The sequence below is a fragment of the Pseudoprimorskyibacter insulae genome, from assembly GCF_900302505.1.
Lineage (GTDB): Bacteria > Pseudomonadota > Alphaproteobacteria > Rhodobacterales > Rhodobacteraceae > Pseudoprimorskyibacter > Pseudoprimorskyibacter insulae.
On the sequence record NZ_OMOJ01000001.1, the window covers coordinates 767260 to 794071 of the forward strand.

General features: G+C 59.7%; 17 protein-coding genes and 1 pseudogene. 4 read left to right on the plus strand and 14 right to left on the minus strand.

The genetic code is table 11. From position 1 onward, the window contains the following. The first annotated feature begins 11 nt into the window (after positions 1-11). Entirely contained in the window at positions 12-506 is a 495-nt protein-coding gene (locus PRI8871_RS03940) for a MarR family winged helix-turn-helix transcriptional regulator (protein WP_245897760.1), read from the plus strand. Between the two features lie 2 nt (positions 507-508). Here the strand turns inward: PRI8871_RS03940 and PRI8871_RS03945 are convergent, their stop codons facing one another. From PRI8871_RS03945 to PRI8871_RS03965, 5 genes are all read right to left on the minus strand, one after another. Then, positions 509-1663: a calcium-binding protein gene (locus tag PRI8871_RS03945; protein ID WP_108884864.1), complete on the minus strand. Its 1155-nt coding sequence runs from the start codon at positions 1661-1663 to the stop codon at positions 509-511. Positions 1664-1766: 103 nt separating this feature from the next. After that, entirely contained in the window at positions 1767-3836 is a 2070-nt protein-coding gene (locus tag PRI8871_RS03950) for a calcium-binding protein (RefSeq protein ID WP_108884865.1), read from the minus strand. Positions 3837-3961: 125 nt separating this feature from the next. Next, positions 3962-6079: a calcium-binding protein gene (locus PRI8871_RS03955; RefSeq protein ID WP_108884866.1), complete on the minus strand. Its 2118-nt coding sequence runs from the start codon at positions 6077-6079 to the stop codon at positions 3962-3964. Between the two features lie 159 nt (positions 6080-6238). After that, the gene (locus tag PRI8871_RS03960) at positions 6239-8182 is read right to left on the minus strand and encodes a calcium-binding protein (RefSeq protein WP_108884867.1); all 1944 of its coding nucleotides are present in this window, start codon (positions 8180-8182) and stop codon (positions 6239-6241) included. A 224-nt stretch (positions 8183-8406) separates the two neighbouring features. Further along, positions 8407-10710: a calcium-binding protein gene (locus tag PRI8871_RS03965; protein WP_245897761.1), complete on the minus strand. Its 2304-nt coding sequence runs from the start codon at positions 10708-10710 to the stop codon at positions 8407-8409. Between the two features lie 362 nt (positions 10711-11072). On the opposite strand from PRI8871_RS03965, the gene PRI8871_RS03970 reads away from it, so the two are divergent. Then, positions 11073-11507 (plus strand): hypothetical protein, encoded by a 435-nt coding sequence (locus tag PRI8871_RS03970; protein WP_146188647.1) that lies wholly within the window; start codon positions 11073-11075, stop codon positions 11505-11507. A 2-nt stretch (positions 11508-11509) separates the two neighbouring features. Here the strand turns inward: PRI8871_RS03970 and PRI8871_RS03975 are convergent, their stop codons facing one another. The 4 genes from PRI8871_RS03975 to PRI8871_RS03990 form a co-directional block, all read right to left on the minus strand. Then, positions 11510-13396, minus strand: coding sequence for a calcium-binding protein (locus PRI8871_RS03975; protein WP_108884869.1), 1887 nt, complete (start codon positions 13394-13396; stop codon positions 11510-11512). 48 nt (positions 13397-13444) lie between these two features. Continuing rightward, complete coding sequence (locus PRI8871_RS03980; protein ID WP_108884870.1) at positions 13445-15247, minus strand: calcium-binding protein; 1803 nt, start codon at positions 15245-15247, stop codon at positions 13445-13447. Between the two features lie 111 nt (positions 15248-15358). After that, positions 15359-17221, minus strand: a complete 1863-nt coding sequence (locus PRI8871_RS03985; protein ID WP_108884871.1) for a calcium-binding protein — start codon at positions 17219-17221, stop codon at positions 15359-15361. A gap of 39 nt (positions 17222-17260) precedes the next feature. Then, positions 17261-19678, minus strand: a complete 2418-nt coding sequence (locus tag PRI8871_RS03990; protein WP_108884872.1) for a calcium-binding protein — start codon at positions 19676-19678, stop codon at positions 17261-17263. Between the two features lie 470 nt (positions 19679-20148). On the opposite strand from PRI8871_RS03990, the gene PRI8871_RS03995 reads away from it, so the two are divergent. Together PRI8871_RS03995 and fghA are read left to right on the plus strand one after the other, a co-directional pair. Next, on the plus strand, positions 20149-21279 hold the full coding sequence (locus PRI8871_RS03995) for an S-(hydroxymethyl)glutathione dehydrogenase/class III alcohol dehydrogenase (protein ID WP_108884873.1): 1131 nt from the start codon (positions 20149-20151) through the stop codon (positions 21277-21279). Beyond that, on the plus strand, positions 21279-22115 hold the full coding sequence (gene fghA / locus PRI8871_RS04000) for an S-formylglutathione hydrolase (protein WP_108884874.1): 837 nt from the start codon (positions 21279-21281) through the stop codon (positions 22113-22115). Before PRI8871_RS03995 ends, fghA begins: the two co-directional genes overlap by 1 nt. 36 nt (positions 22116-22151) lie before the next feature. Here the strand turns inward: fghA and PRI8871_RS20105 are convergent, their stop codons facing one another. The 5 genes and pseudogenes from PRI8871_RS20105 to PRI8871_RS04020 form a co-directional block, all read right to left on the minus strand. After that, complete coding sequence (locus PRI8871_RS20105; RefSeq protein WP_281258604.1) at positions 22152-23081, minus strand: calcium-binding protein; 930 nt, start codon at positions 23079-23081, stop codon at positions 22152-22154. Positions 23082-23096: 15 nt separating this feature from the next. Further along, positions 23097-23576 (minus strand): annotated as a pseudogene (locus PRI8871_RS20205) (BspA family leucine-rich repeat surface protein); the annotation flags it as partial. A gap of 157 nt (positions 23577-23733) precedes the next feature. Further along, positions 23734-24501 (minus strand): ATP-binding cassette domain-containing protein, encoded by a 768-nt coding sequence (locus PRI8871_RS04010; protein WP_108884875.1) that lies wholly within the window; start codon positions 24499-24501, stop codon positions 23734-23736. Then, positions 24498-25565, minus strand: a complete 1068-nt coding sequence (locus PRI8871_RS04015) for an ABC transporter permease (RefSeq protein WP_108884876.1) — start codon at positions 25563-25565, stop codon at positions 24498-24500. The genes PRI8871_RS04010 and PRI8871_RS04015 overlap by 4 nt, the downstream gene beginning before the upstream one ends. 98 nt (positions 25566-25663) lie before the next feature. Further along, positions 25664-26686: a sugar ABC transporter substrate-binding protein gene (locus PRI8871_RS04020; protein WP_108884877.1), complete on the minus strand. Its 1023-nt coding sequence runs from the start codon at positions 26684-26686 to the stop codon at positions 25664-25666. Positions 26687-26812: the final 126 nt, after the last annotated feature.

The window sequence follows — 26812 nt, forward strand, 5'->3', positions numbered from 1 at the left end:
AAGGATCCGGTGTGAGCCAAGCCAGCCAAGATAATGATGCACGTGTCCGCCTGGGTCCGCTGGCGCAGGATCTGCCGTTCATGGTGCGCAACCTTCAGGCTTTGCTGCGGCCTAAAGGGCAGGCGATCCGCGATAAACTGGACGTTGAGGCGGGGGTGATTGGCGTGATGTCGATCATCTGGCTGAACCCTGGCGTGTCGCAGAACGATCTGGCCGCCTCTGTCACGCTGAAGAAATCCGCCGTAACAAAGCTGGTTAAGGCCTTGGAGGCGCGCGGTTTGTTGGAACGTCGCCGCCAAGACAGCGACCGCCGACTGAATGCGCTGACCCTGACCGCTGAGGGCGAGGCACTGGTTGCCCAAGTTCGCGCCGATATTAACGTGGTGCATGCCGAATTGTTCGAAGGCGTGCCCCAAGCGGATCAGGACACGTTCTTTCGGGTCATGGGGCTGTTGATTGATCGTCTGGCCCCAACCGCCGATGGGGCGGGACCAGACGCAGACTAGGGTTAGGCCAGCAGGTCGAAGGTCAGCCCGTTGGACATCACGTTCAGCGACGCTTGGGCATCCCCGTCGATCAGCGCCCAAAGCAGTACGCCGCTGGCTTTGTGGGTGATGAACACCTCTTGGACATCCGCCGCCCCCGCCGACGCGGTGGTTGCCCGCTGAACAAGGAAATCACCCTTGGTGGCCGCAGCCCCGTAGAACAGCACGTCGCCTTGCGCGGCGTCATAATCCTGAATCCAGTCCGACCCGTGGCCGACATTGCCGGTGTGATAGAACTTATCGGCACCAAGCCCGCCGTTCACCCGGTCAAAGCCAAACCCACCGTTGATGAAGTCATTGCCGTTGCCGCCAAAGATCTGGTCGGACCACGCAGACCCGGTCAGCACATCGTTGCCATCCCCGCCAATCACCAGATCGACGCCATAACCGCCTTCGATGCTGTCATCGCCAGCGTCGCCGCGCAATTCGTCATTGCCATAGCCGCCGTCGATGCTGTCATTGCCCGCGCCGCCGTAGATCACGTCGCGCAGGTCTTCTGTGGTGCGACCGCCATAAATGAAGTCATCACCATCCAAGCCAATCACCGTATCTGCGCCATCTTGTGCGTAGATCGTGTCGGATTGGTTGGTGCCCTCCAGCCGGTCGGCCCCATCGGTGCCGTAGATCGGCGTATCAATATCGAAGTCTTCCCAAGACACGGTGCTGCCGGGTGCATATGGCCCGGTCTCGATCGGGGTCCACCACCCGGTGGAGTTTTGGGTCCAAGCGTTGAACGCGTCGGCATCCGCGAAATCGGGCAGGGGGTCGCCGCCGATTGCAACGTAGATATCATCGAACCCGTTCAGATTGCCGCCGCCGTCATAGCGGTGCACGTCCATAAACAGGACATCGGTCACCAGCCCGCCCGAATGGGTGACCTTGTAAATCCCAATGGGCGAGCCGGGATCAATCGGGATGGACCGATCCAGATAGTTCAGGGTGACGCCGTCCAGATCATCCTGATCAATCCCGCCATAGGGCATGATCGTGAACGAGGTTTGATCGTCTGGCACGTCCACCGAAACGGTGCCAGTTTGATAGTCGAAGGTCACTTCGGACCAGTCTGCATTCATGCGCTGAATGAAGAGATGTGCGTCAAAGCTGTATTGAATAGTCATGAGTCAGCCCTTTCCAGTTGCGGACTATTGTCCCACGACCGGACCAATTGGCGCCATGACGCATATCAATAATACTATATGACCTTTTGCGCGGCCCCCTGGGCTATGCCAGCAGATCGAAGGTCTGCCCGCCTGCCAGTACGTTCAGGCTGCTTTGCCCGTCGCCATCAACCAAAGCCCAAAGCAGGTTGCCGCTTGGCTTATGGGTGATGAACACCTCTTGCACGCGGGCGTCGCCTGCGCTGGCGGTGCTGGCGCGTTGCACAAGGAAATCGGCCTTACTGGCAGCCCCGCCGCCATAGAACAGAACATCGCCTTCACCGGCGTTATAGTCCTGAATCCAGTCGGACCCGTGGCCTGCGGCATTGGTGTGATAGAACTTATCGGCACCTAGTCCACCGTTCACCCGGTCAAAGCCAAAGCCGCCGTTGATGAAGTCATTGCCGTTGCCACCGAAGATCTGGTCCGACCAAGCGCTGCCGGTCAGCACATCATTGCCATCCCCGCCAATGACGATATCGACGCCAAAACCGCCCTCAATGCTGTCATCGCCGGCATCGCCCCGCAGTTCGTCATTGCCATAGCCACCGTCGATGCTGTCATTGCCATCGCCGCCGTAAACCACGTCGCGCAGGTCATGCGAGGTGTCGCCGCCGAAGATGAAATCATCCCCGCCGCCGCCGACAATGGTATCAGCCCCGTCGCCGCCCGACAGCGTATCAACCCCGTCGCCGCCGTTCAGGCTGTCATCGCCCAGCCCGCCGTCAAGGATATCTGTGCCGCCTTCGCCGCGCAGGGTGTCATTGCCGTCGCGCCCGTAAAGCAGGTCAAACCCGGCGTTCCCGCCAAGGCTATCGGCCTGCGCCGTGCCGATGTTCAACAGGGCATTCGACAGGCTCAACTGGTTCAGGGTGAAAATCTGCCCCGCAAAGCTAAACAGCTCGATCCCGGTTACAAGGTCCACGCCGCCGCGCGGGGTGGCAACCAGCAACCCGTTCTGCGAGTTAAAGAAATGCACGTCATTCGGCCCGGCGGAATAGACCGCCGTATCCCCCGCGCCAGCGTTGCCAAGCGTGGATTGGTTGCCGCCACCGTCCAGCAGGTCAAAGCCGGGGCCGCCCACAAGCGTATCGCTGCCTTCACCGCCCAGCAGGGTGTCATCACCCGCGCCGCCGGACAGAAAATCCGACGACAGATCGCCCATAACGATGGTGCGGCCAAGGATCAGGTCGTTGAAATCCGACCCGACCACGCCCTCGATCCCGCCAAAGGTATCCTGCGCGGCAAAACCGGTGCCGGGGAAGGTGACATCCTGTTCCAGCTTGACCTGAACGCCCGATGTCGCCCGCTGGTATGAGATGATGTCGAATTCGTTGACCGGGCCGCTGTCGGTGACCGCATCGCGCCCTGCGCCCAAGATGTAGACATCATTGCCCGCGCCGCCCTCATAGATGTCAACGCCGCCGCCGCCGCCATCCATGGTGTCATTGCCGCCATTGCCGACGAATAGGTCATTGCCCGGCCCGCCGGTCAGCGTATCTGCGCCGTCAAAGCCCACCAGATCAAACCCTTGCCCCAAGATCCCGCCCGGCGCGCCGGGGCCGGCGAAATTGACGGTGAACTGGTTCAGGTAGTCGCGCATTGGCACTTTCGAACCGGTCATGAAACTGCTGACCGCCGCTGTGCCCAGCTGTGCCGCCGAAATGGCTTGGGTCGGCACGACCACCGCATTGGCGGCCAAGTGGTTTGTCGTTGGCGTCTGGCCAGCTGCTTCTGCGGCCAATTGCGCATTGGTTTCGGCCAGTACCTTGTTGATTTCGTTTTGGATTTGCGCCCGTTCGGCATTGTTGTTGGCCAATGCCAGTGCCGAAGTCAGCATGTCCAATTCGGCGTTGAACCTGACCGTGAATGACGTGATCGTCCCGCCGGTCAGTTGCGGAAACCCTTTGACCCCGCCCGGAAGGTCATCGCGCAAGGTAAAGGTCAGACCCGCGCCATTGATCGTCAATTCCCCCAGCAGGCCAAAGTCGCGCAGCACGATTTGGTTGGCCGTGGCCGACACAACCCGGATCGGGCGCGAGAAGCCAAGGTTGGCGTTTTCGACGTAGAAATACCCTTCGAGGGCGCGAAAGAAATCAGACGTGTTCCGAGAGAAAATACCAGTCCAAGGCATGACCAGATCCTAGTTATGACGGGTTCAAAAATTGATTTGGGGCGCCGCTGAAAATGCCGCAGCGCCCCGAAATGGTCTCATAGTTGCGGGATTCTGTCCAATCACAAAGTCCCGGCGGTTATTGTCTACGCCAGCAGATCGAAGGTCTGACCGGCGGCCAATACGTTCAAGCTGCTTTGCCCGTCGCCATCCACCAGCGCCCAAAGCAGGTTGCCCGAGGGCAGGTGGGTGATGAACACCTCTTGCACGGCTGCGCTGCCCGCGTCGGGGGTGCTGGCGCGTTGAACTAGGAAATCGGCCTTGGTCGCCGCGCCGCCGCCAAAGAACAGCACGTCGCCCTCGGCTGCGTTGTAGTCCTGAATCCAGTCGGACCCGTGGCCTGCTGCGTTGGTGTGATAGAACTTATCCGCGCCAAGCCCGCCGTTCACCCGGTCAAACCCAAACCCACCGTTGATGAAGTCGTTGCCGTTGCCGCCAAAGATCTGATCCGACCACGCCGACCCGGTCAGCACGTCGTTGCCGTCGCCGCCAATGACCGTGTCGACGCCATAGCCGCCTTCGATGGAGTCATCCCCGGCATCCCCGCGCAGTTCGTCATTGCCATAACCGCCGTCGATGCTGTCATTGCCATCGCCGCCATAGATCACGTCGCGGATGTCGTCGGTCAGGTCGTCGTCCATTTCGCCGCCGAACAGGAAATCATCGCCGTCGCCGCCCACAAGCGTGTCGCCGCCAAGCCCGCCTTCCAGCGTGTCATTGCCGCCGTTGCCGGTCAGGGTGTCATTGCCGTCTTCGCCCAAAAACCGCTCAACCCCGTCAGAGCCGGTGACTTTATCGGCGAGGTAGCTGCCAACGACGCCTTCGATCCCGGTGAAGGTATCGGTGCCGCCGAACCCATCTTGCGCCGTGCCTGTGCCAATCGCGGTGAAGGTGACGTCAATCCCGGTCAGGACATCGTCGAACCGGTAGAAAATCCCATCTGACCACGACCCGCCGGTGATCGTGTCATTGCCCTTATACCCCGCCCAGATCGAGATGCCGGAACTTTCGGTGCTGGACCCGATGAACGTGTCATCATCTGCTGTGCCAGTGATCTGGTGCAGATAGGTAATCGTGTCGTTGATAAGGCCATTCGTACCAGACACGACCGTTGTCGTTCCGCCATTGGCCCCCCGCGTGACAGTGACACCGCCCGCGCCCGAGATGTGATAGTAGGTGACATCAATCCCATTGCCCGAGGCCCACAGATCGGCGTTCCCGATGATGGCGTCGGTACCGTAGTAGGGGGCAATATAATCGCCAATGCCTTCGGTCGTGCGGTCCCCGGCCGAGGCGTCAATGGTGTCATCGCCATTGCCGCCATATAAGAATTCGCGCCCGGCACCAGATTGGATCAGGTCGTCGCCGCCATCGCCAAACAGCGTCGTCGTGCCATCCCCAATCATCGTGTCATTGAAGTTTGAGCCGTTGATATACTCGATATTCGAAATGGTATCGGTAAATGTCTGGCCGTCCCAGACTTTCTCAATCGTGCCTTTGGTCAGATCGGCCACGATCCCCGTTGATCCGCTGCGGTCATAACGGATGCGGTCATACCCGCCTGCGCCATCCACCGTGTCATTGCCGCGTTCGGTGATAAAGCTTTCGTCGCGGTCGCTGCCAAGGATGCTGTCGTTGAAATCGGTGGCCTGAATTTCGACCTGGCCCGTGCCACCGCGATAATTCAGCTGTTCGACATTGCCGAAACCGTCGTTCGACACAACGCCCGTCGCCAGATTGATGACAAGCCCCTGATTGGCCTGTTCCAGCGACGTGCCACGGTACTTGATCCGCACATTGTCATCGGCGTTAAAGCTGATGGAATCCACGCCATCGCCGGGCACGAGGTTGAAATAGCCGTTGTTCCCCAAAACCATATCAAAGGTGTCACCAAAGGACGTGCCTTCAATATAGATCCCATCGACCAAGGCGGCGGACACATTGACCAGTGTATCCGTCATCGCGCCCGATGTGATGGTGCCGGTGTTCGTCAGATCGTTGATGGTGACCTGAATAGCGGCGCCGAAATCGTGGTAATAGAGCTCATAAAAGCTGTTGGAGTTGGCCCCGGTGAAGTCAATTGTGTCATTGCCCAAGCTGCCGATGATCCGGTCATAGCTGGTGTTGGAAAGCGGCGTGATCGTATCATCGCCGCTGGTGCCGGTTAGTATATCATTGCCGGTGGTTCCGTTGATAACGGCCATCGAAAATCCCCATATGTAAAATCATTTGGTCAATCGTACCAATTATTCCGGCGATTTTCACATGGAAAAGTGCGGCTCTCAGCTCAAATAGGGAGTTTTCTATTCGCCCAAATGATAGGCAATGGCCAAAGGGCTGCGCACGCCCTTTGGCCTGTTTTGTTACGCCAGCAGATCGAAGGTCTGCCCGCCTGCAAGCACGTTCAGGCTGGTTTGTGCGTCGCCATCCACCAACGCCCAAAGCAGGTTGCCCGATGGGATATGGGTGATGAACACCTCCTGCACGCCCGCATCCCCGGCCGAGGCCGTGCTGGCGCGTTGAACAAGGAACTGTGACTTGGTCGCCGCGCCGCCGCCAAAGAACAGCACGTCGCCCTCGGCTGCGTTATAGTCCTGAATCCAGTCTGACCCGTGGCCTGCGGCGTTGGTGTGATAGAACTTATCCGCGCCTGCGCCGCCGTTCACCCGGTCAAAGCCAAACCCACCGTTGATGAAGTCATTCCCGTTGCCGCCAAAGATCTGATCCGACCACGCCGACCCGGTCAGCACGTCGTTGCCATCCCCGCCAATGACCGTGTCCACACCATAGCCACCTTCAATGGAGTCATCCCCGGCATCCCCGCGCAGCTCGTCATTGCCGTAGCCGCCGTCGATGCTGTCATTGCCATCGCCGCCATAGACAACGTCGCGGATGTCGTCGGCGGTGCTGCCGCCAAAGATAAAGTCATCGCCCGCGCCGCCGATCAGCGTGTCAGACCCGTCCATGCCGCGGATCGTGTCATTGCCGCCCGCGCCATTGAGGTTGTCATTGCCCGACCCGCCTTGCAGCACGTCATTGCCGTCGGTCCCGGTTTTCGAGACAGGCGCATCGGCCGGGGCGGGCGAGATGTCAAAGATACGGCCATGAAGCAGGTCGATCTTACCGTCGATGGGCTGGTTTGAGCCTTCGGCGAACACCGCCAGCACGTCGCCGCTGTCCAGCACGGCCAGCCCGCCGACGTATTTGATGCCCGTATCGGCATCGTGGATCTGAACCTTGTTGTCCAAGGTGCCATCGGCATTCACGATCTGCGCGAAAAGGTCGATGTCTTTATAGGCCGAGGCCTCTTGCCAAGCGACCATCACGCGGTCGCCGGACAGGCCCGCGACGTGGAAGGTCGGGCTGGTGATCTGGTCGTGACCTAGCGCGATCTGCGACCGGGTGACCAAGGTGCCGGTGGCGTCGAAACGGTCGACATTGATGTATTCGGCTTCGTCATAGCGAATGTCGGGGTCGTATTTGTAGACCGCCGCAAAGCCGCCGCCGGGCAGGGCGGTCACGTATTGCGATGTAATGACCGCATCGCCGTCCGCAGGGTCGTTATACACCTCAACCGGGCCGGTTGCGCCTGCAACACCCGCCGGGGCGCTGCTGATATCCGGGCCAGACAGGCGGATGTGCACGCCCGTGCGGTCGCCCGCATAGCGCAACATCACCACATCGCCATTCGTCAGCTGCGCAAACTGCAACGAGACATGGTCGGTGTTGAAAATTTGCACCGGCTCGCCCAGCGTTACGCCATCATTGCCAACGGTCCGCGCCCAAGTCGTATCGCTGCCGCGATGGGTCCAGCCGACGATTGCGCCGCCGCCCGACAGGCCAAGCAGGGTGTTGTTCGCGTGATCGTTGTAGGTGCCCGGATCGGCATTCACCGGAACCTCCAGATCGACCGAGGCAAACGTCTGTTCCGTCCCGCGTGCGGCGCCTGTGGCGTCGAAGCTGCGGACAAACACGTCTTCGTCGACGCCCCCGTCGATCAGATGCGCACGCACCCAGCTGACCATGAACCCGCCATCGGACAGGGCGACCACATGGGCCTTGCCTTGGGCGCCAGTTTCATCGGATTGAATACGGAACGGTTCGACCTTGCTGGTGCCATCGGCGTTCAGAATACGGCCCCAAAGGCTGGTGTCGCCGAACTGATCGCCGTCGAACCAGTTGTTCTCGGCCCAGACCAAAGCGACGGTCCCGTCTTTCAATGTCGCCGCTACGGGATAAGCTCCTAGGCTGCCCAGAATGCTGGGGATGGATCCGAGAACGAATTCACTACCAGGAGTGATGGTCATATTTGAAATCTCCGTATGTGGCGCCGTTTCCTGCGCATCGAATAAAGTGTCGTGGTCTAAGGTGGCGCGAATACAATGCACCTGGTCGACTAGTGTTATTTGGCGGACTTAGCGTCCTGCAAGTAAGGAATTCCATGATATTTCGTGGCCCCGCGATGACAAGGGCAAAGTAAAAGGGCAGCCGCGTGGGCTGCCCTTGGATTTGGTTGTCGCGAATGAAGCGATTAGGCCAGCAGGTCGAACACCTGTCCACCTGCCTGCACGTTCAGGCTCGTCTGGGCATCGCCATCGACCAGCGCCCAAAGCAGGACGTTGGACGCCTTGTGGGTGATGAACACCTCTTGCACTGCGTCGGAACCGGCACTGGTTGTGGTCGCCCGTTGGACAAGGAAATCCGACTTGGACGCCGCTGCACCGTAGAACAGCACATCGCCTTGCGAGGCATCATAGTCCTGAATCCAGTCCGACCCATGGCCTGCATTGCCGGTGTGGAAGAACTTATCCGCACCCGCGCCGCCGTTCACCCGGTCAAAGCCGAAGCCCCCGTTGATGAAATCGTTGCCATTGCCGCCGAAGATCAGATCGGACCAAGCCGACCCGGTCAGCACGTCGTTGCCGTCGCCGCCGATCACGGTATCCACACCATAGCCGCCTTCGATGCTGTCATCGCCGCCATCGCCGCGCAGCTCATCGTTGCCGTAGCCGCCGTCGATGCTGTCATTGCCATTGCCGCCATAGACGATGTCGCGCAGATCGCCTTCGTCTTCGCCACCTTTGATGGTGTCATTGCCGTTGCCGCCGATCAGCGTGTCGGCGCCATTGCCGCCTTCGATGCTGTCATTGTCATCGCCGCCATCCAGACGGTCATTGCCCGAAAAGCCGTAGATGAAGTCATCGCCGCCAAGACCGTCAATCGTGTCATCGAACTGCGTGCCGGTCAGCGTGTCGCCAAAGCTGGTGCCGTCCAGCGGGGTGCTGGTGATCAGATCGGCAACTGCGATATCGGCATATTGCGAATTGTTGGTTTCTGAAGTCAGGCGGATGACTTCCACATCATTGAGGAAGATCTGCACCGGACGATCCCAGTTGCTGCTATCGGTCAGAACGACTTCGCCAAAGCTGTTGACCGAGATGTCGAACATCGTCGACGCCAGGGCAGGCGTGATGAAGCCCGACGAGATCGGCGAGTAGAAGGCCGCTTCGAACAGGCTGAACACGTCCGTGCCTTCGCCGCCGTCAAAGTAGACTTCGTGGGGGATGCAGTTGCCAAACGCGTCGTTGAACGTCGAAATGCCGAACACGTCATCGCCAGAAGTGCCCGCCACGTCAACAACGCCGAAGTGCCCGCGTACAGCGACTTCTTCGAAGTTCTGAATGTAGAAGTCGATCAGCAGCTCTTGATTGCTGACATCCGCCTGAAAGACATAGCCGGTTTCAAGGTCGATGCTGACATAGCTGTCGGTCAGGAAGAAGTCTTCGTACTGTTCGAAGCCGAAGAAGTCATAGCCTGCGCCACCGTCGATCACGGCCTCAATCAGCCCGCCATCGTTGGTGAAATCAAAGGTCGACCAGTAGACGTCTTCGCCGGTCAGGTAGACATCGTCATTGCCTGCGCCCGCGCTTAGGTTGGCCTGCATGGCCGGTGCGCCCGGATCCGGGTCAAACAGCGAAATGATGGCTGCGAAGTCTTCGACATAGATCAAATCGTCGCCATCGGTCGCGGTGCCGGTCAGGCTAGCAAGACCGGGTTCCAGCGGGCTGCCGTCAACGTCCAGCAGGCTGATGCCGCTTGCGTTGGTCAGGGTGAAGCCGGTCAGGTCGATCCCGCTGACGGCGGACGCATCATAGCCGGCCTTTTCGACCTGATTGATCAGGTCCAGCATCGTGCCAAGGTTCGAACTGAACTCACCCTCAGCGGTCAGCGTGTAGCCGTCCATAAACAGCTGCAAGAAATTGCCGTTGCCGATTTCCAGCGACACCAGATGTTCGCCCAGTTCCGACAGGATGATGGAGCTGAGGCCATACGCGCTCAGACCGTTGATCAGGTCGCTGAGGCTGCTTTGGTCCATCAGGTAGTAATCGTTCACCGCGAACAGCATGCCGATCAGGTCGAACAGCTGCTCCAGCGAAGTCGGCAGGGTGCCGTTGAACGACAGGTTCTGATTGCCCGAGTCGATCGAAAGACCAGTGATCCCAAGGTTGGCATTCAGAATTTCCGTGCCATTCAGCGTCATGCTCAGGCTCGAGATCGTGCCGGTCGCGATACCATTGTCAATCGCTTCAAGGAACTCTTGGGCGGTGGCGACGGGGGTCAGGTTCAGACCCGTCAGCGACAAGACCAATGCGCCGTTCTGCCAAGTGATGCCGGTTGAGCTGATGGCGGTCGGGCTGGACATGTCCAGAGTGTCCAGCAGCTGGCCTGCCTGATCCAATTGGGTCTGATAGTCCAATTGATTGTACAGACTGAAGTTATTCAGATCTGTAGCCATTTCGGTAAAGAGCCTGTTATTTAGCGTCACGGTGCTCATGTCTGCCTCCTAAAATTAGCAGATTTTAACAATGGTGAAGACCTTATCCCTATGTGTAGTAGCTGGCAATCTGAGAAACGTATTAGATGGCAGGAGTCCGCCGGTTGAAGTTTTTGCATATCAAAGGGTTACTATTTCTACTTTTGACTGCAGGCTGCGCCGATGAGGCGCTCCGCGCAAGGGTGGATTTTGGACCAGATACATCAATTTTGCATGGCTCTGCATTGGATGCGGCACGCATTGGATTTCTTGGCGGTGGCGGATCTGGTGGCAGTTCGATCATTTCTGGCAAGGCGCTGGAACCGAAGCCGGGAAAGCCGGTTCATTTGGTCGAATCTGGGCGTCGAACGCTGGCATTGTCGATGCATCGACCAGTTGCGCCGCGCACGGATTTGGTGGCCTCGGTCGGCTATTCCGCCGGGCGGTCGGTCTACAAGCTGCCTGCGGGGCTTGGGGTGTTTGTCGATCCGGTGACCATCGGGTTTGACAGCCGCGGCACCGATCTGCGGGCGGGGCTTGAACACCGGCTATGGCAACGCGGGCGGACGCGGGTTGTGGTGTCGGGCGGGGGCGGGATTGCGCGCACCCGGATCAAGGCGCGGGTGCAATCGGCGGTGCTGAACGTGCCTGCCGATTTGGTCCATTCCGCGCAGCTTGGCTATGCGGGGCTGCGCCTGGAACATGATCTGCCCGGCGAAGGCATCACCGCCTATCTGGGCGGCACGGGCACCGCCTATAGCGATGGCAAGCGCAAGGCCGAAACCGCGATGGGCATCAGCTTTGCGCTGGGTCGGTAGGATCAGGCCAGCAGGTCGAAGATATTGGCGCCGACTTTGACATTCAGGCTGCTTTGGGCGTCTCCATCCACCAGCGCCCAGAGCAAGACGCCGCTGGGTTTGTGGGTGATGAACACCTCGTTGACCCCATCGGCGCCCGCGCTGGCGGTGGTGGCGCGTTGCAACAGGAAATCGGCCTTGGAGGCGGACCCGCCGCCATAGAACAGCACGTCGCCTTCGGCGGCGTTGTAGTCCTGAATCCAGTCGCTGCCGTGGCCGACATTGCCGATGTGATAGAACTTATCTGCACCTAGCCCGCCATTCACCCGGTCAAAGCCAAAGCCGCCGTTGATGAAGTCATTCCCATCGCCGCCAAAGATCAGGTCGGAATAGGCCGAGCCGGTCAGCACGTCATTGCCCGCGCCGCCGATCACCTGATCGACGCCAAAGCCGCCTTCGATCGTGTCATCGCCCGCATCGCCGCGCAGTTCATCGTTGCCGTAGCTGCCGTCGATGCTGTCGTTCCCGTCGCCACCGTAAACCACGTCGCGCAGGTCATTGGCCGAGTTGCCGCCGAAGATGAAATCATCGCCCGCGCCGCCGATCAGCGTATCGGACCCATCCAGCCCGTTGATCGTGTCATTGCCCGCAAGCCCGTCGATCTTGTCATTCCCGGCAGTCCCAGTGAGCGAGTCCGCGCCCGCGCTGGGGGTGGTGGATACGCCGCCACCGGTTCCGCCGCCCGATACGGGCAGTTCGACCGTGTAAAGATGGCCGCCGCTATCGGCGATATAGCCAAATCCGTTTTCAAAGATCACGCTGCGGTCGGCCATGGTAAAGCGGGGCAGGGCCTTGATCGCATCGCCGACCGGGTCGCCGCTGGCGTCAAAGCACTGCAAGACACCGGTGTTTTCATAGGTGACATAGTCGTCGCTGTTGTAGGTAATGGCAAAGCTGCCATCCGCCAGCGCATGGATCTTGGGCATGCCCTGTTGCTGGGCCTCTTGGCCGATATTGGCCATGCGTTCCCCGGCGAACAGGGTGCCGTCGGCATTGTACATCGCGTACCAGATGTCCAAGGTGCCGGTTTCGCTGACGCCCGTCTTGCTGGAGACCCAAGCCACCACGACCTTGCCATCGGTCAGCTTTTCGGCAACCACATCGCCGCTGCCAAAGCCGTAAGTGCCGCGCACATGTTCGCCGTTTGAGACGCGGAATTCACTGGTGACGAAATTGCCGTCCGAGGCCACGACGCGGCCATAGACCTCATAGTCTTCGTCCGTGGTGATGCCGGTGTTCATGTGAAAGGCGAACAGGTTGTTGCCCGACAGGGCCAAATCCTTGCCAATGACCGCCCCGGCGCCAGTGCCGGTGACCGTGGCATCCCACATGATATGTTTGTCGATGCTGCCGTCGGCGTTGTAGATCACCAGGTTATGTTCCGTCCCCAGCACGCCATCGTGGTTGAACGCCGCCACACGGCCATTGCCCAGATCCTCGGCATCGGCAAAGGCCTCTAGGATCTTCTGTTCTACCTGCACCGTGCCGAAATCAAGGATGCGCGTCGGCAGGGAAATCGTTGTCGTGCTCAGCGCCTCGCCGCTGGCATTGAACGACTGCATGACCGGCGTGCGGCTGGACAGATGATCGCTGAGGTAAAACAGCGTGAAGGCCCCATTGCCGTCGTCGCGCACGTGCCACAGGTCCGAGATGTCTTTGAACTCGGCCTTATCGCCAATGTCCTTGTAATCGAAAACTTGGGTCCCGGCGTCATCCCACATGGCGAATTGCCAGTTGCTGGCCGTCGGAACAACGGTAGACGGGTGGACGGTCAGGACAAAGCCGGACAGGTCAAACTGGTAATAGTCAAATTTGCCAGTGGTTTGGGTGGCGGTAATCGGGCTGGACATGGCGAGACTCTGAAAGGATTGGTTTCAACTGCCCCATTTTGGACACATTCAAGCCAGCAGATCAATTTCAGAATTGCCTGCCTTGACAAGCAATGATGCCTGATCCGCCCCATCCACAAGCGCCCAAAGCAGCACGCCGGTGTTGATATGCGTGATAAAGACCTCGTCCACCTCGGCACTTCCTGCGCCGGTTGTGCTGGCGGTCTGGACAAGGAAATCATCCTTGGTCGCCGCACCGCCGTAAAACAGCACATCGCCCTCGGCGGCGTTGTAATCCTGAATCCAGTCGCTGCCATGCCCGGCCGCGCCTTGGTGAAAGAACTTATCCGCGCCGGTGCCGCCGTTCAGCCGGTCAAAGCCGAAACCACCGTTGATAAAGTCATCCCCAGTGCCGCCAAAGATCAGGTCCGACAGGGCCTGCCCGGTCAACTGGTCGTCGCCGTCTTGGCCCAAGATTTCGTCCGCGCCGAACCCGCCGACAAAGGTGTCATTGCCCGCGCCGCCATAGAACAGGTCGTTGCCATAGCCGCCGTCGCCAAAGTCATTGCCGTCGCCCGCGTAGAACACATCGCGCAGGTCATCCGCCGAACTGCCGCCGATCAGCACGTCATTGCCAGTGTCGCCATTGAGCGTATCGGCACCGTCGCCCGCCTCAAGCGTGTCATCGCCATCGCCGCCGGCCACCGTGTCATTGCCTCGCCCGGTGTAGGCGCTGTCATTGCCGCCGCCCATCAGCACGTTCAGACCAACCGTCGCATCGTTCCAAAGCAAGACATCCGCGCCATCGCTGGCGGAGTAGTCGATCTTGGTTGCTGTTACGTTCTGTACTTTGCCGGTCAAATCAACTGTGCCCGCGTCGGCTTGGGCAAGAACCCGTGCTCCGTTGAATTCGTCGAACTGCGCGAATTGGGCGGTGGTCAGCTTTACATAGTCTGACTGAAGCACCTCAAATTCGGTGATTGTCCAATTTTCCAACTCTCCGGTTACGCTAAAGACGTCTCGTCCTTCGCCACCGTCGACAACTAATGCTGGTATCTCCCTACCGACATAGACTCCTCTGAACAAATCATCGCCGGCCCCAAGAAAGACAGATGTTGTTTCGCTGCCGGAACCGATGACTAGTACTTCGTCATTTCCGGCACCGGCATCAATAAAAGATCCGTTGACTACGACAGTGATTGTATCGTCACCGTCATTGCCGATGAGTGTTTTGTCGCCGCTTCCACTCAGGATGTCATTGCCGCTGCCGCCGATCACTGTGTCGCTACCGAACCCGGGCGCTACAATCCAGTCGATCCCCGTCCCTGAGAAGTCGAAGTAATCGTCATGGGTGATCAGCAGATTGTGCCACAACGTAGAGATCTTCCCAGTGGTCCCTTCGGCAAAGCTGACCCCGGTGAAATCCAGCGTGCCGCCGTCAACGATGACCAACTGATCCATGCGCCCGAAGGATGTGAACTGCGACAGAAATTCCGTGGTGACCAACAGCATTAGCTCGGTGGCAGTCGAGGTGTCCAACTCGAAGTGTTCAAACCCCGTGTAGCTGCCGGCGGTCAGGTCGATGGTGTCGCCGGATTGGGCCGTGTCGACATATAGAAACAGCGTGTCATTGCCGCTGCCGCCATCAAGGCTGTCGCCGGTCGCTTGATACCGGTGCAGGATCCAGTCGTCGCCATCGCCGCCCAGAACCGTATCTATGCCCAGATCGCCCGACAGTGTGTCATTCCCGCCGCCGCCTTCGATCCGGTCATCGCCGAGCAGCCCGCTGATGCTGTCGCCGTCATCGGTGCCGATCAATGCGGCCAGTGCGCCGCCGTCGTCATTTCCGGTGGTCCCCGTAATCTGCGCCATATGCTTGATCCAATGAGTGACTGAAAAGTGCCATTCATCTTAAGCGTGCGGCGGGATCGGGCAAGCCTTTTGCGGCGTGGTGCGGGCCCCCGGCGGAGGCCCGCCAAAGGGTTATGCCAGCAGATCGAAGGTCTGACCGGCGGCCAATACGTTCAAGCTGCTTTGCCCGTCGCCATCCACCAGCGCCCAAAGCAGGTTGCCCGAGGGCAGGTGGGTGATGAACACCTCTTGCACGCCCGCATCACCGGCATTCGCCGTGGTGGCCCGCTGGACAAGGAAATCGGCCTTGGTGGCCGCGCCGCCGCCAAAGAACAGCACGTCGCCTTCCGCTGCGTTATAGTCCTGAATCCAGTCACTGCCGTGACCGGCGGCGTTGGTGTGATAGAACTTATCAGCCCCCAGTCCGCCGTTCACCCGGTCAAACCCAAAGCCGCCGTTGATGAAGTCGTTCCCGTTGCCGCCAAAGATCTGATCTGACCACGCCGACCCGGTCAGCACGTCGTTGCCATCCCCGCCAATGACCGTGTCCACACCATAGCCACCTTCGATGGAGTCATCCCCGGCATCCCCGCGCAGTTCGTCATTGCCGTAGCCGCCGTCGATGCTGTCATTGCCATCGCCGCCATAGATCACGTCGCGGATGTCGTCGGCAGTGCTGCCGCCAAAGATAAAGTCATCGCCCGCGCCGCCGATCAGCGTATCGGCCCCATCCAGACCGCGCAGCGTGTCATTGCCGCCCGCACCATTGAGCGTATCGGAGGCCGACGTGCCGACCAGTTCCTCGGCGGCATCGGTGCCGGTCTTGTTGACCGGGGTCACCGGGCGGGCCACATCCAGCGTGGTATCCGCACCCTCTAATTCGAACTCTCGGACCTGAAAGTCGATCAGCAGGGCGGTGTTGTTGTCGGTGCGCAGGAACTGACCATTGGTCGAAAGCCCGGCCTCAACCGTGCCAAGCCGCGCGCCGTCGTTGTCGAACTCCTGAAACCGGCCTTCGTTCTTGAACGCCGGGCTGAATTCAAAGGCGTGGAAGCCGACGATGAACCCGCTTTCGGTGGCGACAAGGCGGGGCTTGTCCTGCGTTCCGGCGGTGTTTTCATTCACAATGGTCGAATCCACGACGATATTGCCCGAGGCGTCATAGATCTTGAACCAGACCGACCCGCCATCGGTATCGGTGCTTTGCGATCCGGCATCGGCCCATGCGATAACCACATTGCCGTTCGACAGCGTCTCAACCTCAACCCCCAGCGCGACCCCGAATTTCGAGGACTCGCCATGGCTGACCGAAATGCGATTGCCGACCTTTTCGGCGGTCGTGCCATCAAAGAACTGCATGTAGGTCTGGCGCGGGGCACCGCCGTTGGTGGTGGTGAAGGCCACGGCGATTTTGTCGCCGACCACGGTGATGTCATAGCCTTGGTGCAGGCTGATCCCCGGCAATTGGCCAAGGCCGTTCAAGCTCCCAGGGTTTGAGGCCAGAACCTCCCCTTCAGCATTGACGATCGAAAATTCCGCCGCCGCCATCGAGGAGGTCGTTTTTATCAGCGCAATCCGGCCATCGGGTAGGTTGTAGGAGAAATCCAGCATGGACTGATCTGTCCGGCTGAATGCGCCCGAGGTGATTTGAACAGGGGCCGCCACTTCGGCCCCGGTTTCGATGTCCAGCTTGACCACCCAGTTGGTATAGACCTTCGGCAGCGGATCTGCGTCGCCCACTTGGTAGTAGACGTTCATCGTGCCATCGCCGTTGTCATAGACGTGGTAGGTGATCAGCTCGCCCAGACCGAGCCCGCTGTCATCGGCATATTTGCGGGCGGTGAACACCTGACCTTCATCGTCGTAGGCCGAAATATTGGCCCCATCTGCGACGACGGCGTTGTCATCAATGCGGAACAGCCGGGAATAGGTCCGGCTGCCGTTGACGATGAAATTCGGGTCGGTGTTGTAAGGTGCAACAGTTGTATAAGTCATTTTTGAAAGACTCTGATGTCGTTATTGCCGTGAATTGGGTTACGCCAGTAGATCGAAAACCGTTCCGCCACTTTGAACATTGATCGAAGTTTGCGCTTCGCCATCCACCAAGGCCCAAAGCAATTGGCCGGTGGATTTGTGGGTGACAAAAGCTTCTTGCACGCTCGCATTCCCGGCGGTGGGGGTGGTTGCGTATTGCACAAGGAAATCGGATTTGGTGGCCGTCGCGCCGCCATATTGCAGCACGTCTCCTTCAGCGGCCGAATAGTCCTGAATCCAGTCGCTGCCATGCCCGGCCGCGCCTTGGTGGAAGAACTTGTCGCCGCCGCCGCTGCCGTTCAGACGGTCAAAGCCAAAGCCGCCATTGATAAAGTCATCGCCATCCCCGCCAAACAGGGCGTCTGACAGCGCGCCGCCGCTGAGGATGTCGTTGCCGGTGCCGCCAATCAGCAGGTCTGCGCCAAAATTGCCAGAAAGCTGGTCATCGCCCGCATCGCCGCGCAATTCGTCATTGCCATAGCCGCCATCCACGGTGTCATTGCCGTCGCCCGCATAGACCACATCGCGCAGGTCGCCCGAACCGGGGCCGCCAAAGATAAAGTCATCGCCCGCGCCGCCAATCAGCGTGTCGGTGCCAAGATTGCCGTAGATGCTGTCGTCGCCATCAAGCCCGTTGATCGTGTCATTGCCGGACCCGCCCTTCAGCAGATCGTTGCCCGACGTACCGGTCAGGCCAACTGCGGTGCTGGTGTCCAATAGGTTTTCGGCACTGACTTGGCCGTCTTGCGTGCCATCCACCGCGTCGGCAAATAGCAGGCTGCCGCCCGACACCAGATATGCGCCGCCGCGCGGGACCGTCGATCCGACCTCCATCATGGCAGTGTCGCCGATCAGCATGTCAGACCGGCCATCGCCATCCAGATCGCCAATCAAGTTCAGCGAGCTGCCAAGCTTGGAGGAGGCTTTGCCGGGGGATGTCAGGGCAAAGCCGCCATTGGCCCCGATCAGATTGCTGACCAGAATTTCGCCATCCACCGTGCCGTCTGCCGCGTCGCCTGCGTTCAACGAGGCCCCGCTGATCATGTAGACGGTCGGGCCTGAGCTGCCGGTCCGGGACAGCGCCATAAAGTCGCCCACACCGTCGCCGTCGAAATCACCTGCATAGCTGACGTTAAAGCCGAATTCGCCAAGTCGTTGATTGCCAATGATGCGATAGGCCCCAATACCTGCGCCCACGGTCAGGTTTGAGATCAGGCTTAGGTCGATGCTGGAATCCTGCCCATCCAGACGGTCGGCGGCATCCAGAGACCGGGCGGTCATCACATAGACGATCCCGGCATTGTCGCCGCCCACGTCTGACCCGCGCCCGCCGATAATCAGATCGTTCAGACCATCGCCGTCAATGTCACCAGTCGTGCCAAGGGCAGATCCCAGCAGGTCTTCTTTCGGGGTTTGTACGCCGTGGAAGGCATAGCCGCCGCCACCGTCCATCAGGTCGGCTTCAATGATGCCATCCGTCAGCCCATCGGCCGCGTCGGCAAGCCCAAAGCCCGAGGCCGAGACCAGGTAGGCCACGCCCGCGCCGCCATTGTCACCGCTGCCGCCCACCATGATCTGATGGAAGCCGCTGGCAGTGCTGAAGACAGGGCCCACATCGACCACCCCTTCGCCCATGCGCACGCCCGAGGTGCCGCCTCGGATCAGGTTCTGGCCATTGATCGGATGTGCATCCGCCACGGCGTCGGACAGGGTCAGTTTGTTGTCGGCGGTGCCATCAAGCACATCGAGGCGGTCCAGATCCTCAACCAAGATTGACCAGATCGAGCCTTCGTTCACATTGCTTCCGCGGTCCGAGAAGGGGGCGGCGATGGCGATCCGGTCGTAATTGCCCAGCTGGGTGAAATCTTCATCCAGCCCGGCAATGGTCTGGCCCAAGAAGATGTTCTGCTTGTCACCGTAGAAGGTGAAGGTGGCATTGGCGGCGTCAATCTCGCCGTCGGTTGCGCCATCCAGCGCGTCCAATCCGGCAAGGTTGGCCGCCTGAAACAAGAAGACCGCGCCTGCATTGTTGGCGATCGTGTCGTCTTGGGGGGCGCCAATGGCCAAAAGCTGTGTGCTGTCTGGACCATTCACGCTTTCCATATAGGCCAGTGACGATCCGAAACCCGATGTCGTGCTGGAATAGGTGATCCGGTATGACCCCGATTGCGCAGGCACATTCGACAGATCAATGACCTGGTCTGTGGCGCCGTCTGCGGCATCGGCGGCTGCCAGATCCAGACCGTTCAGAACATAGACCTGCGCACCGATGGAACTGCTGACATCGGCTGACCCGCCGATGATGAAATCCAGCGTTCCATCCCCGTTAATATCGCGCACAAGGGTCGAAAAACCGAGGTTGCCAGAAGAATTGCCAGTGGTCGAAGTGTCCACGCCAATGAAACGATAAGAGGCCATATCAGCTCTCCTTCTTCAAAATAACATCACAAAATTTGGGAAAAGCCCCCCCAATTGACTTAAGGGTTTCGCATGATCGACGTTGCGTCAACCTCTGGTTTTGGACAGGGGCGGCTTTTGCTGGAATACCTGACCTGATTGTGAACCTGGCCGTGAATTCATCCGGCGGTTTTCCATTTCGCGTCGTTTTGGGCGTGAAAATTCAACCTTAAGATGTGTGTCTGTTCGACAAATCTGAACCCGCCGACGCCTATCGGAAACAGATCGTTGACAAAACAACTCAAAAAGGTTTGAAAATCATACCAGTCCGCTGGTGCGGCTTTGGGGACCGCGCTAACGTGCGGCCAGCGGGTGGGGGCGACTTTGGTCGTGCAGGCACCCCACTTAGTCGCCGCAGGGCATGCCGCACCTGGCAGCCAAGGCAGGATTTTATTGACAGGCCCGCCCCTCGGGCCAATGGGAGGATACACATGCGCACCAAGGCCGCAGTCGCCGTCGAAGCCGGCAAACCGCTTCAGATCATGGAAGTGAACCTTGAGGGCCCGAAGAAGGGCGAAGTTCTGATTGAAATCAAAGCCACCGGCGTTTGCCACACGGACGAATTCACCCTGTCCGGGGCCGACCCCGAAGGCCTGTTTCCGTCCATTCTGGGCCACGAAGGCGCGGGCGTTGTGATCGAAGTGGGCGAGGGCGTGACCACGCTGAAGCCGGGCGATCACGTGATCCCGCTTTATACCCCCGAATGCGGCGAATGCTATTCGTGTCTGTCGGGCAAAACCAACCTGTGCACCGCGATCCGCAACACCCAAGGTCAGGGCCTGATGCCCGATGGCACGACGCGGTTCAGCATGCTTGATGGCACGCCGATCTATCACTACATGGGCTGTTCGACCTTCGCGAACCACACCGTCATGCCGGAGATCGCGCTGGCCAAGGTGCGCGATGACGCGCCGTTTGATAAGATCTGCTACATTGGTTGCGGCGTAACCACGGGCATCGGTTCGGTTATCAACACCGCCGGGGTTGAGATCGGCTCGACCGCCGCTGTCTTCGGTCTGGGCGGCATTGGTCTGAACGTCATTCAGGGGCTGCGCATGGCCGGGGCCGACATGATCATCGGCGTCGATCTGAACGATGACAAAGAGGAAATGGCCCGCAAGTTCGGCATGACCCACTTTGTGAACCCCAAGAAGATCGAAGGCACCGTGGTTCAGGAAATCGTCAAGCTGACGCAGACCGAAAAAGACCACATCGGCGGCGTGGACTATTCGTTTGACGCCACCGGCAATGTTCAGGTCATGCGCGATGCGCTGGAATGTTCGCACCGTGGCTGGGGTGTGTCGGTTGTGATCGGCGTGGCCCCCGCAGGCGCGGAAATCAGCACCCGTCCGTTCCAGCTGGTCACCGGCCGCGTCTGGAAAGGCACGGCATTCGGCGGCGCCAAGGGCCGGACCGACGTGCCGAAGTTCGTCGACTGGTACATGGATGGCAAGATCGAGATCGACCCGATGATCACCCACACCATGCCGCTGGAAGACATCAACAACGCCTTTGACCTGATGCACAAGGGCGAGTCCATCCGCTCGGTGGTGATCTACTGATGGAGATCGTCTCCTCCAATCGCAGCCACGGGGGCGTTCAAGGCGTTTATCGCCACGCCTCTGCGGCAACGGGGACCGAGATGACATTCTCGGTCTTCGTGCCTGACCATGCCGAAGGGGCAAAACTGCCCGTGGTCTGGTATCTGTCGGGCCTCACCTGCACCCATGCCAACGTCACCGAAAAGGGCGAATTTCGCGCCGCCTGCGCTGAACATGGTCTGATCTTTGTTGCCCCCGACACCTCGCCGCGCGGCGAGGGCGTGGCCGATGATGCCGAAGGCGCCTATTACTTTGGCCTTGGCGCGGGGTTCTACGTGAATGCCACCGAAGCGCCCTTTGCCCAGCACTACCAGATGCGCCGCTACATCGAGGAAGAACTGCCCGCGCTAATTGGCGCAGAATTTCCCGCCGATATGGCACGTCAGTCGATCATGGGCCATTCCATGGGCGGCCACGGCGCGTTGACCATCGGGCTGCGCAACGCGGATCGCTTCAGGGCGATCTCGGCCTTCTCGCCCATCGTCTCGCCGCTCAATTGCCCTTGGGGTGAAAAGGCGCTGACGGGGTACATTGGGGCCGATAAGGCCGCGTGGCGCGACTATGACGCCTGTGCCCTGATCGAAGACGGCGCGCGCGTGCCGGATATTCTGGTGGACCAAGGCACGGCGGACAACTTCCTTGAAGGTCAGCTCAAACCCGACCTGCTGGAAGCCGCCTGCGCCGATGCGGGCCAAAGCCTGACCCTGCGCATGCAGGAGGGCTATGACCACAGCTACTACTTCATCTCGACCTTCATGGCCGAGCATCTGGCCTGGCACAAAGCCCGTCTGGGATAAGAAAAAGCGGCGCGCCACCCCGGCGCGCCTGCTCCCTTAGGCCAGCAGGTCGAAGCTCGTCCCGCTTGCCTGCACCCAGATCTGCCCCTGCGCGGCACCATCTACAAGCGCCCAGAGGATCTGACCGCTGGGACTATGGGTGACAAAGGCCTCAGCCACGGTGCCTCCTGCGCCTGAGGTGGTGGCGGTTTGGACGATGAAATCTGCGGTCGTGGCGGTGCTGCCGAACATCAGCATATCGCCCTCGGACGCATCGTAATCCTGCACCCAATCCGTGCCATGTCCTTCAGCGCCGGTGTGGAAAAACCGATCCGCGCCCGCGCCGCCATTCAGCCGGTCAAAGCCGAAGCCTCCGTTCAGGAAATCATCGCCGCCCCCGCCGAACAGAACGTCGCCCATCGCGTTGCCTGACAGCTCATCATCATCCGCGCCGCCGATCAGTGTATCCGCCCCGAACCCGCCGATCAGCGTGTCGTTCCCGGCATCCCCCCGCAGCTCATCATTGCCATAGCCGCCATCAAGGCTGTCGTTGCCCGCGCCGCCAAACAGGCGGTCGGCCAGATCGCCCGCAGCATCGCCCTGCCGCGCGCCAAAGATGACATCATCGCCATCACCACCGATCAGCGTATCGAGGCCAAGACCACCTTCGAGCGTATCTGCCCCGTCGTCGCCTGCGAGCCGGTCGCCAAAATCACTGCCGATGATGTGATCGTCGCCCGTCAGCCCATCTGTCTCGATCCGATACAGGCTCGCCGCGCCGTCGATTGTATCGGCATCGCTGCTGCCTGCGAAGGCGTAAGTTCCGCCGACAATCCAACCGTAGTCCTCAATTAAGGTTTGACGGGCGTCAATGTTGGAATAGAGCACTCCATTTGCGCCTAAACTCAGCCCGGTAGGAATCTGCGTCTCGCCTTCATCCAACCGCGCCCACCCCTCAAGCGTGGCGTCATAGTTGGCCAAACTCATACCTGAGTCACTGAAGATGCCACCAAGAGACCGAGCAGAAGAAATATCCCATGCGCCAAGGTTTTGATCAAAGGCTTCTGCTTCGAAGAACATGGACTGGAACAACTCTACACTGCTCACATCCCAGTTTGAAATATCTTGATTGAACACAGCAGCACGAGAAAACATGCTATCCATTCGCGTGACTTGGCTTGTATCCCAGCCGCCAATGTCCTGATCAAATGCACTGGTTAATCGAAACATGCCAGCCATGCTCGTGACGTTGCTCGTATCCCAGCCGCTGATATCCAAGTTGAATGGGTTCAAATATGGCGGCAAAGCGGGATTATTATTCAGCGTGCCTGAAAAGGTTCGAACCATCGCAGTTACTGCGCTTGTGTCCCAATCCACGACTTCCGCTGTAAAGGGATTGTATGGCTCGCCTGGGTATGGAACGGAAACCGCAGATAAGGCGAAATAGCTGTTTAGGTTTGTGGAGGGCGCAGGGATGGTCATAACGAACTCTTTACGTCTTTAGGGCAGCATCGCCTGAATGAATGGTCTCAAATCAATTGCGGCGTGGATCGCCAAAAGGAAAAGGGCGCACAGGGCGCCCTTTGTGACTTGCTGCTGGGATCAGCTTATGCGTGTGCGCCCCAAGGGGCAAGGCGTGCTAGGCCGCCTCTGGCTCAATCGCGCCGGTCATCAGCCCTACGGCGTCCGACATCGTATGCTCTTTGGGGTCGATCACACACAGGCGGCGGCCCAAGCGGTGCACGTGGATGCGGTCGGCCACTTCGAACACATGGGGCATGTTGTGGCTGATCAGGATGATCGGAATGCCGCGCGATTTCACGTCCTGGATCAGTTCCAGCACCTTGCGGCTTTCCTTCACGCCAAGCGCGGCGGTCGGTTCATCCAGGATGATCACCTTCGATCCAAAGGCCGCCGCACGCGCCACCGCCACCCCCTGACGCTGACCGCCCGACAAGGTCTCCACCGCCTGATTGATGTTCTGGATCGTCATCAGTCCCAGCTCATTCAGCTTTTCGCGGGCGATACGCTCCATTTCGGGCCGGTCAAGTTTGCGGAACAGCTTGCCCGCAAGACCGGGTTTGCGGATTTCGCGGCCCATGAACATATTGTCGGCAATCGACAGGGCAGGGGACATGGCGAGCGTTTGATAGACGGTTTCAATCCCGGCCTCGCGCGCTTCAATCGGGGATTGGAAGCGCACGGGGGCACCCTCAAGCTCGATCTTGCCCTCATCGGGAACGACCGCGCCAGAAATGGCCTTGATCAAGGTGGATTTGCCCGCGCCGTTGTCGCCAATCACGGCGAGGATTTCGCCCGGCATCAGGTCAAAGTCGCAACGGTCCAGCGCGGTGACTTTACCATAGCGCTTGGTCAGTCCACGGGCTGTCAGGACGGGTTGTGTCATGCCGATACCTTTCTGATCCACTGGTCCACGGCCACGGCGGCAATGATCAGCACGCCGATAAGCAGGAACGTCCATTGCGGGTTGGCCCCAGCCATGCGCAGGCCCAATTCGAACACGCCCACGATCATCGCGCCAAAGAAAGACCCGACGATGGATCCGCGCCCGCCGAACAAGGAAATGCCGCCAATCACAACCGCCGTAATGGCCTGAATATTGCCGATCACGCCGGTGGTGGCCGAGGGCGAGACAGAGCCAAAGCGCCCGATCATCACCCAGCCCGCCAGCGCGCAGATAAAGCCGACGACCATGTAGACCGACATCAGGGTCTTGTGCACATCGACGCCCGCCAATTCGGCGGCGTCCGGGTCATCGCCCACGGCGTAAACGTGACGCCCCCAAGCGGTCGAGCGCAGCACATAGGCCAGAATGGCGACCAGCAGCAGCATCAACACGACGCCAAGTGTAAAGGTGGCCCCGCCCAATTTGAGCTTGTTGCCAAGGAATTGCAGGAAGGGGGCCTGCGCCTCGATGTCTTGGGACCGGATGGTTTCGTTGGCCGAATAAAGGTAGTTCGCCGCCAGCACGATCTGCCACATGCCCAGCGTCACGATAAACGGCGGCAGCTTGACCCGGCTGACCAGCCAGCCGTTGATCGCACCGATCATGGTGCCAAAGGCCAGTCCGAAGGCCACCGCAAAGAACGGCGGAACCCCGTAGCGGAAGGTGACTTGCCCCATCACGACCGAACAAAGCACGGCGATGGCGCCAACGCTAAGGTCGATGCCCGCAGTCAGGATGATAAGCGACTGTGCCGCGGCCAAAACACCAACGATCTGAACCTGTTGCAGGATCAGCGTCAAGGCAAAGGGTGAAAAGAATTTGCTGCCCAGCACCAGACCGAACACGATGATCGCCGCGACCAGCACGATCAGCGGGACAAGGGCCGGGGTGGTGTGCAGGGCGTGGTGAAAGCGGCCAATCAGCCCCTTTTTTTCATCGTCAAACTTGGCCACGTCTTGCGACGCGCCTGCGGTGACGGCTTCGTAATTGTCCGGTGCGGACATAGGCCCCTCCTTCATGTGCGGGCTGTGCGGTGCCCGGAAAAGAAAAGGGGGCGGGCCAAGGCCGCCCCCAATCATGCTCGTTCTGTTTAGTGGTTAAATCAACCCCAGCAGAGGTTCTTGCCTTCTTCGATCGAGATCGACTCGACGCCATCGGCGGGCTCACCGGTCACAAGTGCGACGCCGGTGTCAAAGAATGCCTTGCCTTCCGATGCGGCCGGCTTGGTGCCGTCCTTGGCGAATGCGGCGATGGCTTCGATGCCCTTGGAGGCCATCAGCAGCGGATACTGCTGCGAGGTCGCGCCGATCACACCGGCTTCGACGTTGGCAACGCCGGGGCAGCCGCCGTCAACAGACACGATCAGCACGTCGTTTTCACGGCCAACCGATTTCAGCGCTTCATAGGCACCAGCTGCGGCAGGTTCGTTGATGGTGTACACCACGTTCACCGAGGGGTCTTTGGCCAGAAGGTTTTCCATCGCCTTACGGCCACCTTCTTCATTGCCCTGCGTTACGTCGTTGCCAACGATACGGGCGTCGGTTTCATCGCCCCACTTGTTCGGGTCGCCCAGATCGATGCCAAAGCCCTGCAGGAAGCCCTGATCGCGCAGAACGCCAACGGTCGGCTGCGATACATCGAGGTCAAGCATGGCGATCTTGGCATCGGCTGCGGCGTCGCCCAGCTTGGCGGCGGCCCATTTGCCAATCAGCTCACCGGCCAGGAAGTTGTCGGTGGCGAAGGTCATGTCGGCAGCGTCCATCGGCTCCAGCGGGGTGTCCAGCGCGATGACCAGAATGCCTGCGTCGCGGGCTTGCTGAACGGCAGGAACAATGGCCGAGGTCGAAGAAGCGGTCAGCAGGATGCCGCTTACGCCATTGGCGATGCAGGTTTCAATGGCTGCGACTTGCGAGTCGTTGTCGCCGTCGACCTTGCCTGCATAGGAATTGAGGGTGATGCCCATTTCTTCGGCCTTGGCGGCAGCGCCTTCGCGCATCTTGACGAAGAAGGGGTTGGTGTCGGTTTTTGTAATCAGGCAAGCGCTGACAGACGAATGGCTGCCCGCAAAGGCGGCGCTGCTCAGTGCGACCAGCGATACGGCGGTGGCGGCTACGAGTTTGTGCATGGTTTCCTCCCTAAAGCACCCGGTGCGATTTGCACGGCGTGCATAAGGATTGACCCGACTCGGGGCGGGCTGTCAATAAATAAATCACGTTGATTTATTAATGTGGCTGTGCAAGCGTGACCCAAT

What these genes read in the sequence shown, in the direction of transcription:
- PRI8871_RS03975 (WP_108884869.1), bottom strand. Translation starts at nt 13,396, where the DNA reads ATGTCCAGCCCGATTACCGCCACCCAAACCACTGGCAAATTTGACTAT.
- PRI8871_RS03955 (WP_108884866.1), bottom strand. Translation starts at nt 6,079, where the DNA reads ATGGCCGTTATCAACGGAACCACCGGCAATGATATACTAACCGGCACC.
- PRI8871_RS04020 (WP_108884877.1), bottom strand. Translation starts at nt 26,686, where the DNA reads ATGCACAAACTCGTAGCCGCCACCGCCGTATCGCTGGTCGCACTGAGC.
- PRI8871_RS03995 (WP_108884873.1), top strand. Translation starts at nt 20,149, where the DNA reads ATGCGCACCAAGGCCGCAGTCGCCGTCGAAGCCGGCAAACCGCTTCAG.
- PRI8871_RS03960 (WP_108884867.1), bottom strand. Translation starts at nt 8,182, where the DNA reads ATGACCATCACTCCTGGTAGTGAATTCGTTCTCGGATCCATCCCCAGC.
- PRI8871_RS03965 (WP_245897761.1), bottom strand. Translation starts at nt 10,710, where the DNA reads ATGAGCACCGTGACGCTAAATAACAGGCTCTTTACCGAAATGGCTACA.
- PRI8871_RS03990 (WP_108884872.1), bottom strand. Translation starts at nt 19,678, where the DNA reads ATGGCCTCTTATCGTTTCATTGGCGTGGACACTTCGACCACTGGCAAT.
- PRI8871_RS03985 (WP_108884871.1), bottom strand. Translation starts at nt 17,221, where the DNA reads ATGACTTATACAACTGTTGCACCTTACAACACCGACCCGAATTTCATC.
- PRI8871_RS03970 (WP_146188647.1), top strand. Translation starts at nt 11,073, where the DNA reads ATGCATCGACCAGTTGCGCCGCGCACGGATTTGGTGGCCTCGGTCGGC.
- PRI8871_RS03980 (WP_108884870.1), bottom strand. Translation starts at nt 15,247, where the DNA reads ATGGCGCAGATTACGGGGACCACCGGAAATGACGACGGCGGCGCACTG.
- PRI8871_RS04015 (WP_108884876.1), bottom strand. Translation starts at nt 25,565, where the DNA reads ATGTCCGCACCGGACAATTACGAAGCCGTCACCGCAGGCGCGTCGCAA.
- PRI8871_RS04010 (WP_108884875.1), bottom strand. Translation starts at nt 24,501, where the DNA reads ATGACACAACCCGTCCTGACAGCCCGTGGACTGACCAAGCGCTATGGT.
- PRI8871_RS20105 (WP_281258604.1), bottom strand. Translation starts at nt 23,081, where the DNA reads ATGAGTTTGGCCAACTATGACGCCACGCTTGAGGGGTGGGCGCGGTTG.
- PRI8871_RS03945 (WP_108884864.1), bottom strand. Translation starts at nt 1,663, where the DNA reads ATGACTATTCAATACAGCTTTGACGCACATCTCTTCATTCAGCGCATG.
- PRI8871_RS03950 (WP_108884865.1), bottom strand. Translation starts at nt 3,836, where the DNA reads ATGCCTTGGACTGGTATTTTCTCTCGGAACACGTCTGATTTCTTTCGC.
- fghA (WP_108884874.1), top strand. Translation starts at nt 21,279, where the DNA reads ATGGAGATCGTCTCCTCCAATCGCAGCCACGGGGGCGTTCAAGGCGTT.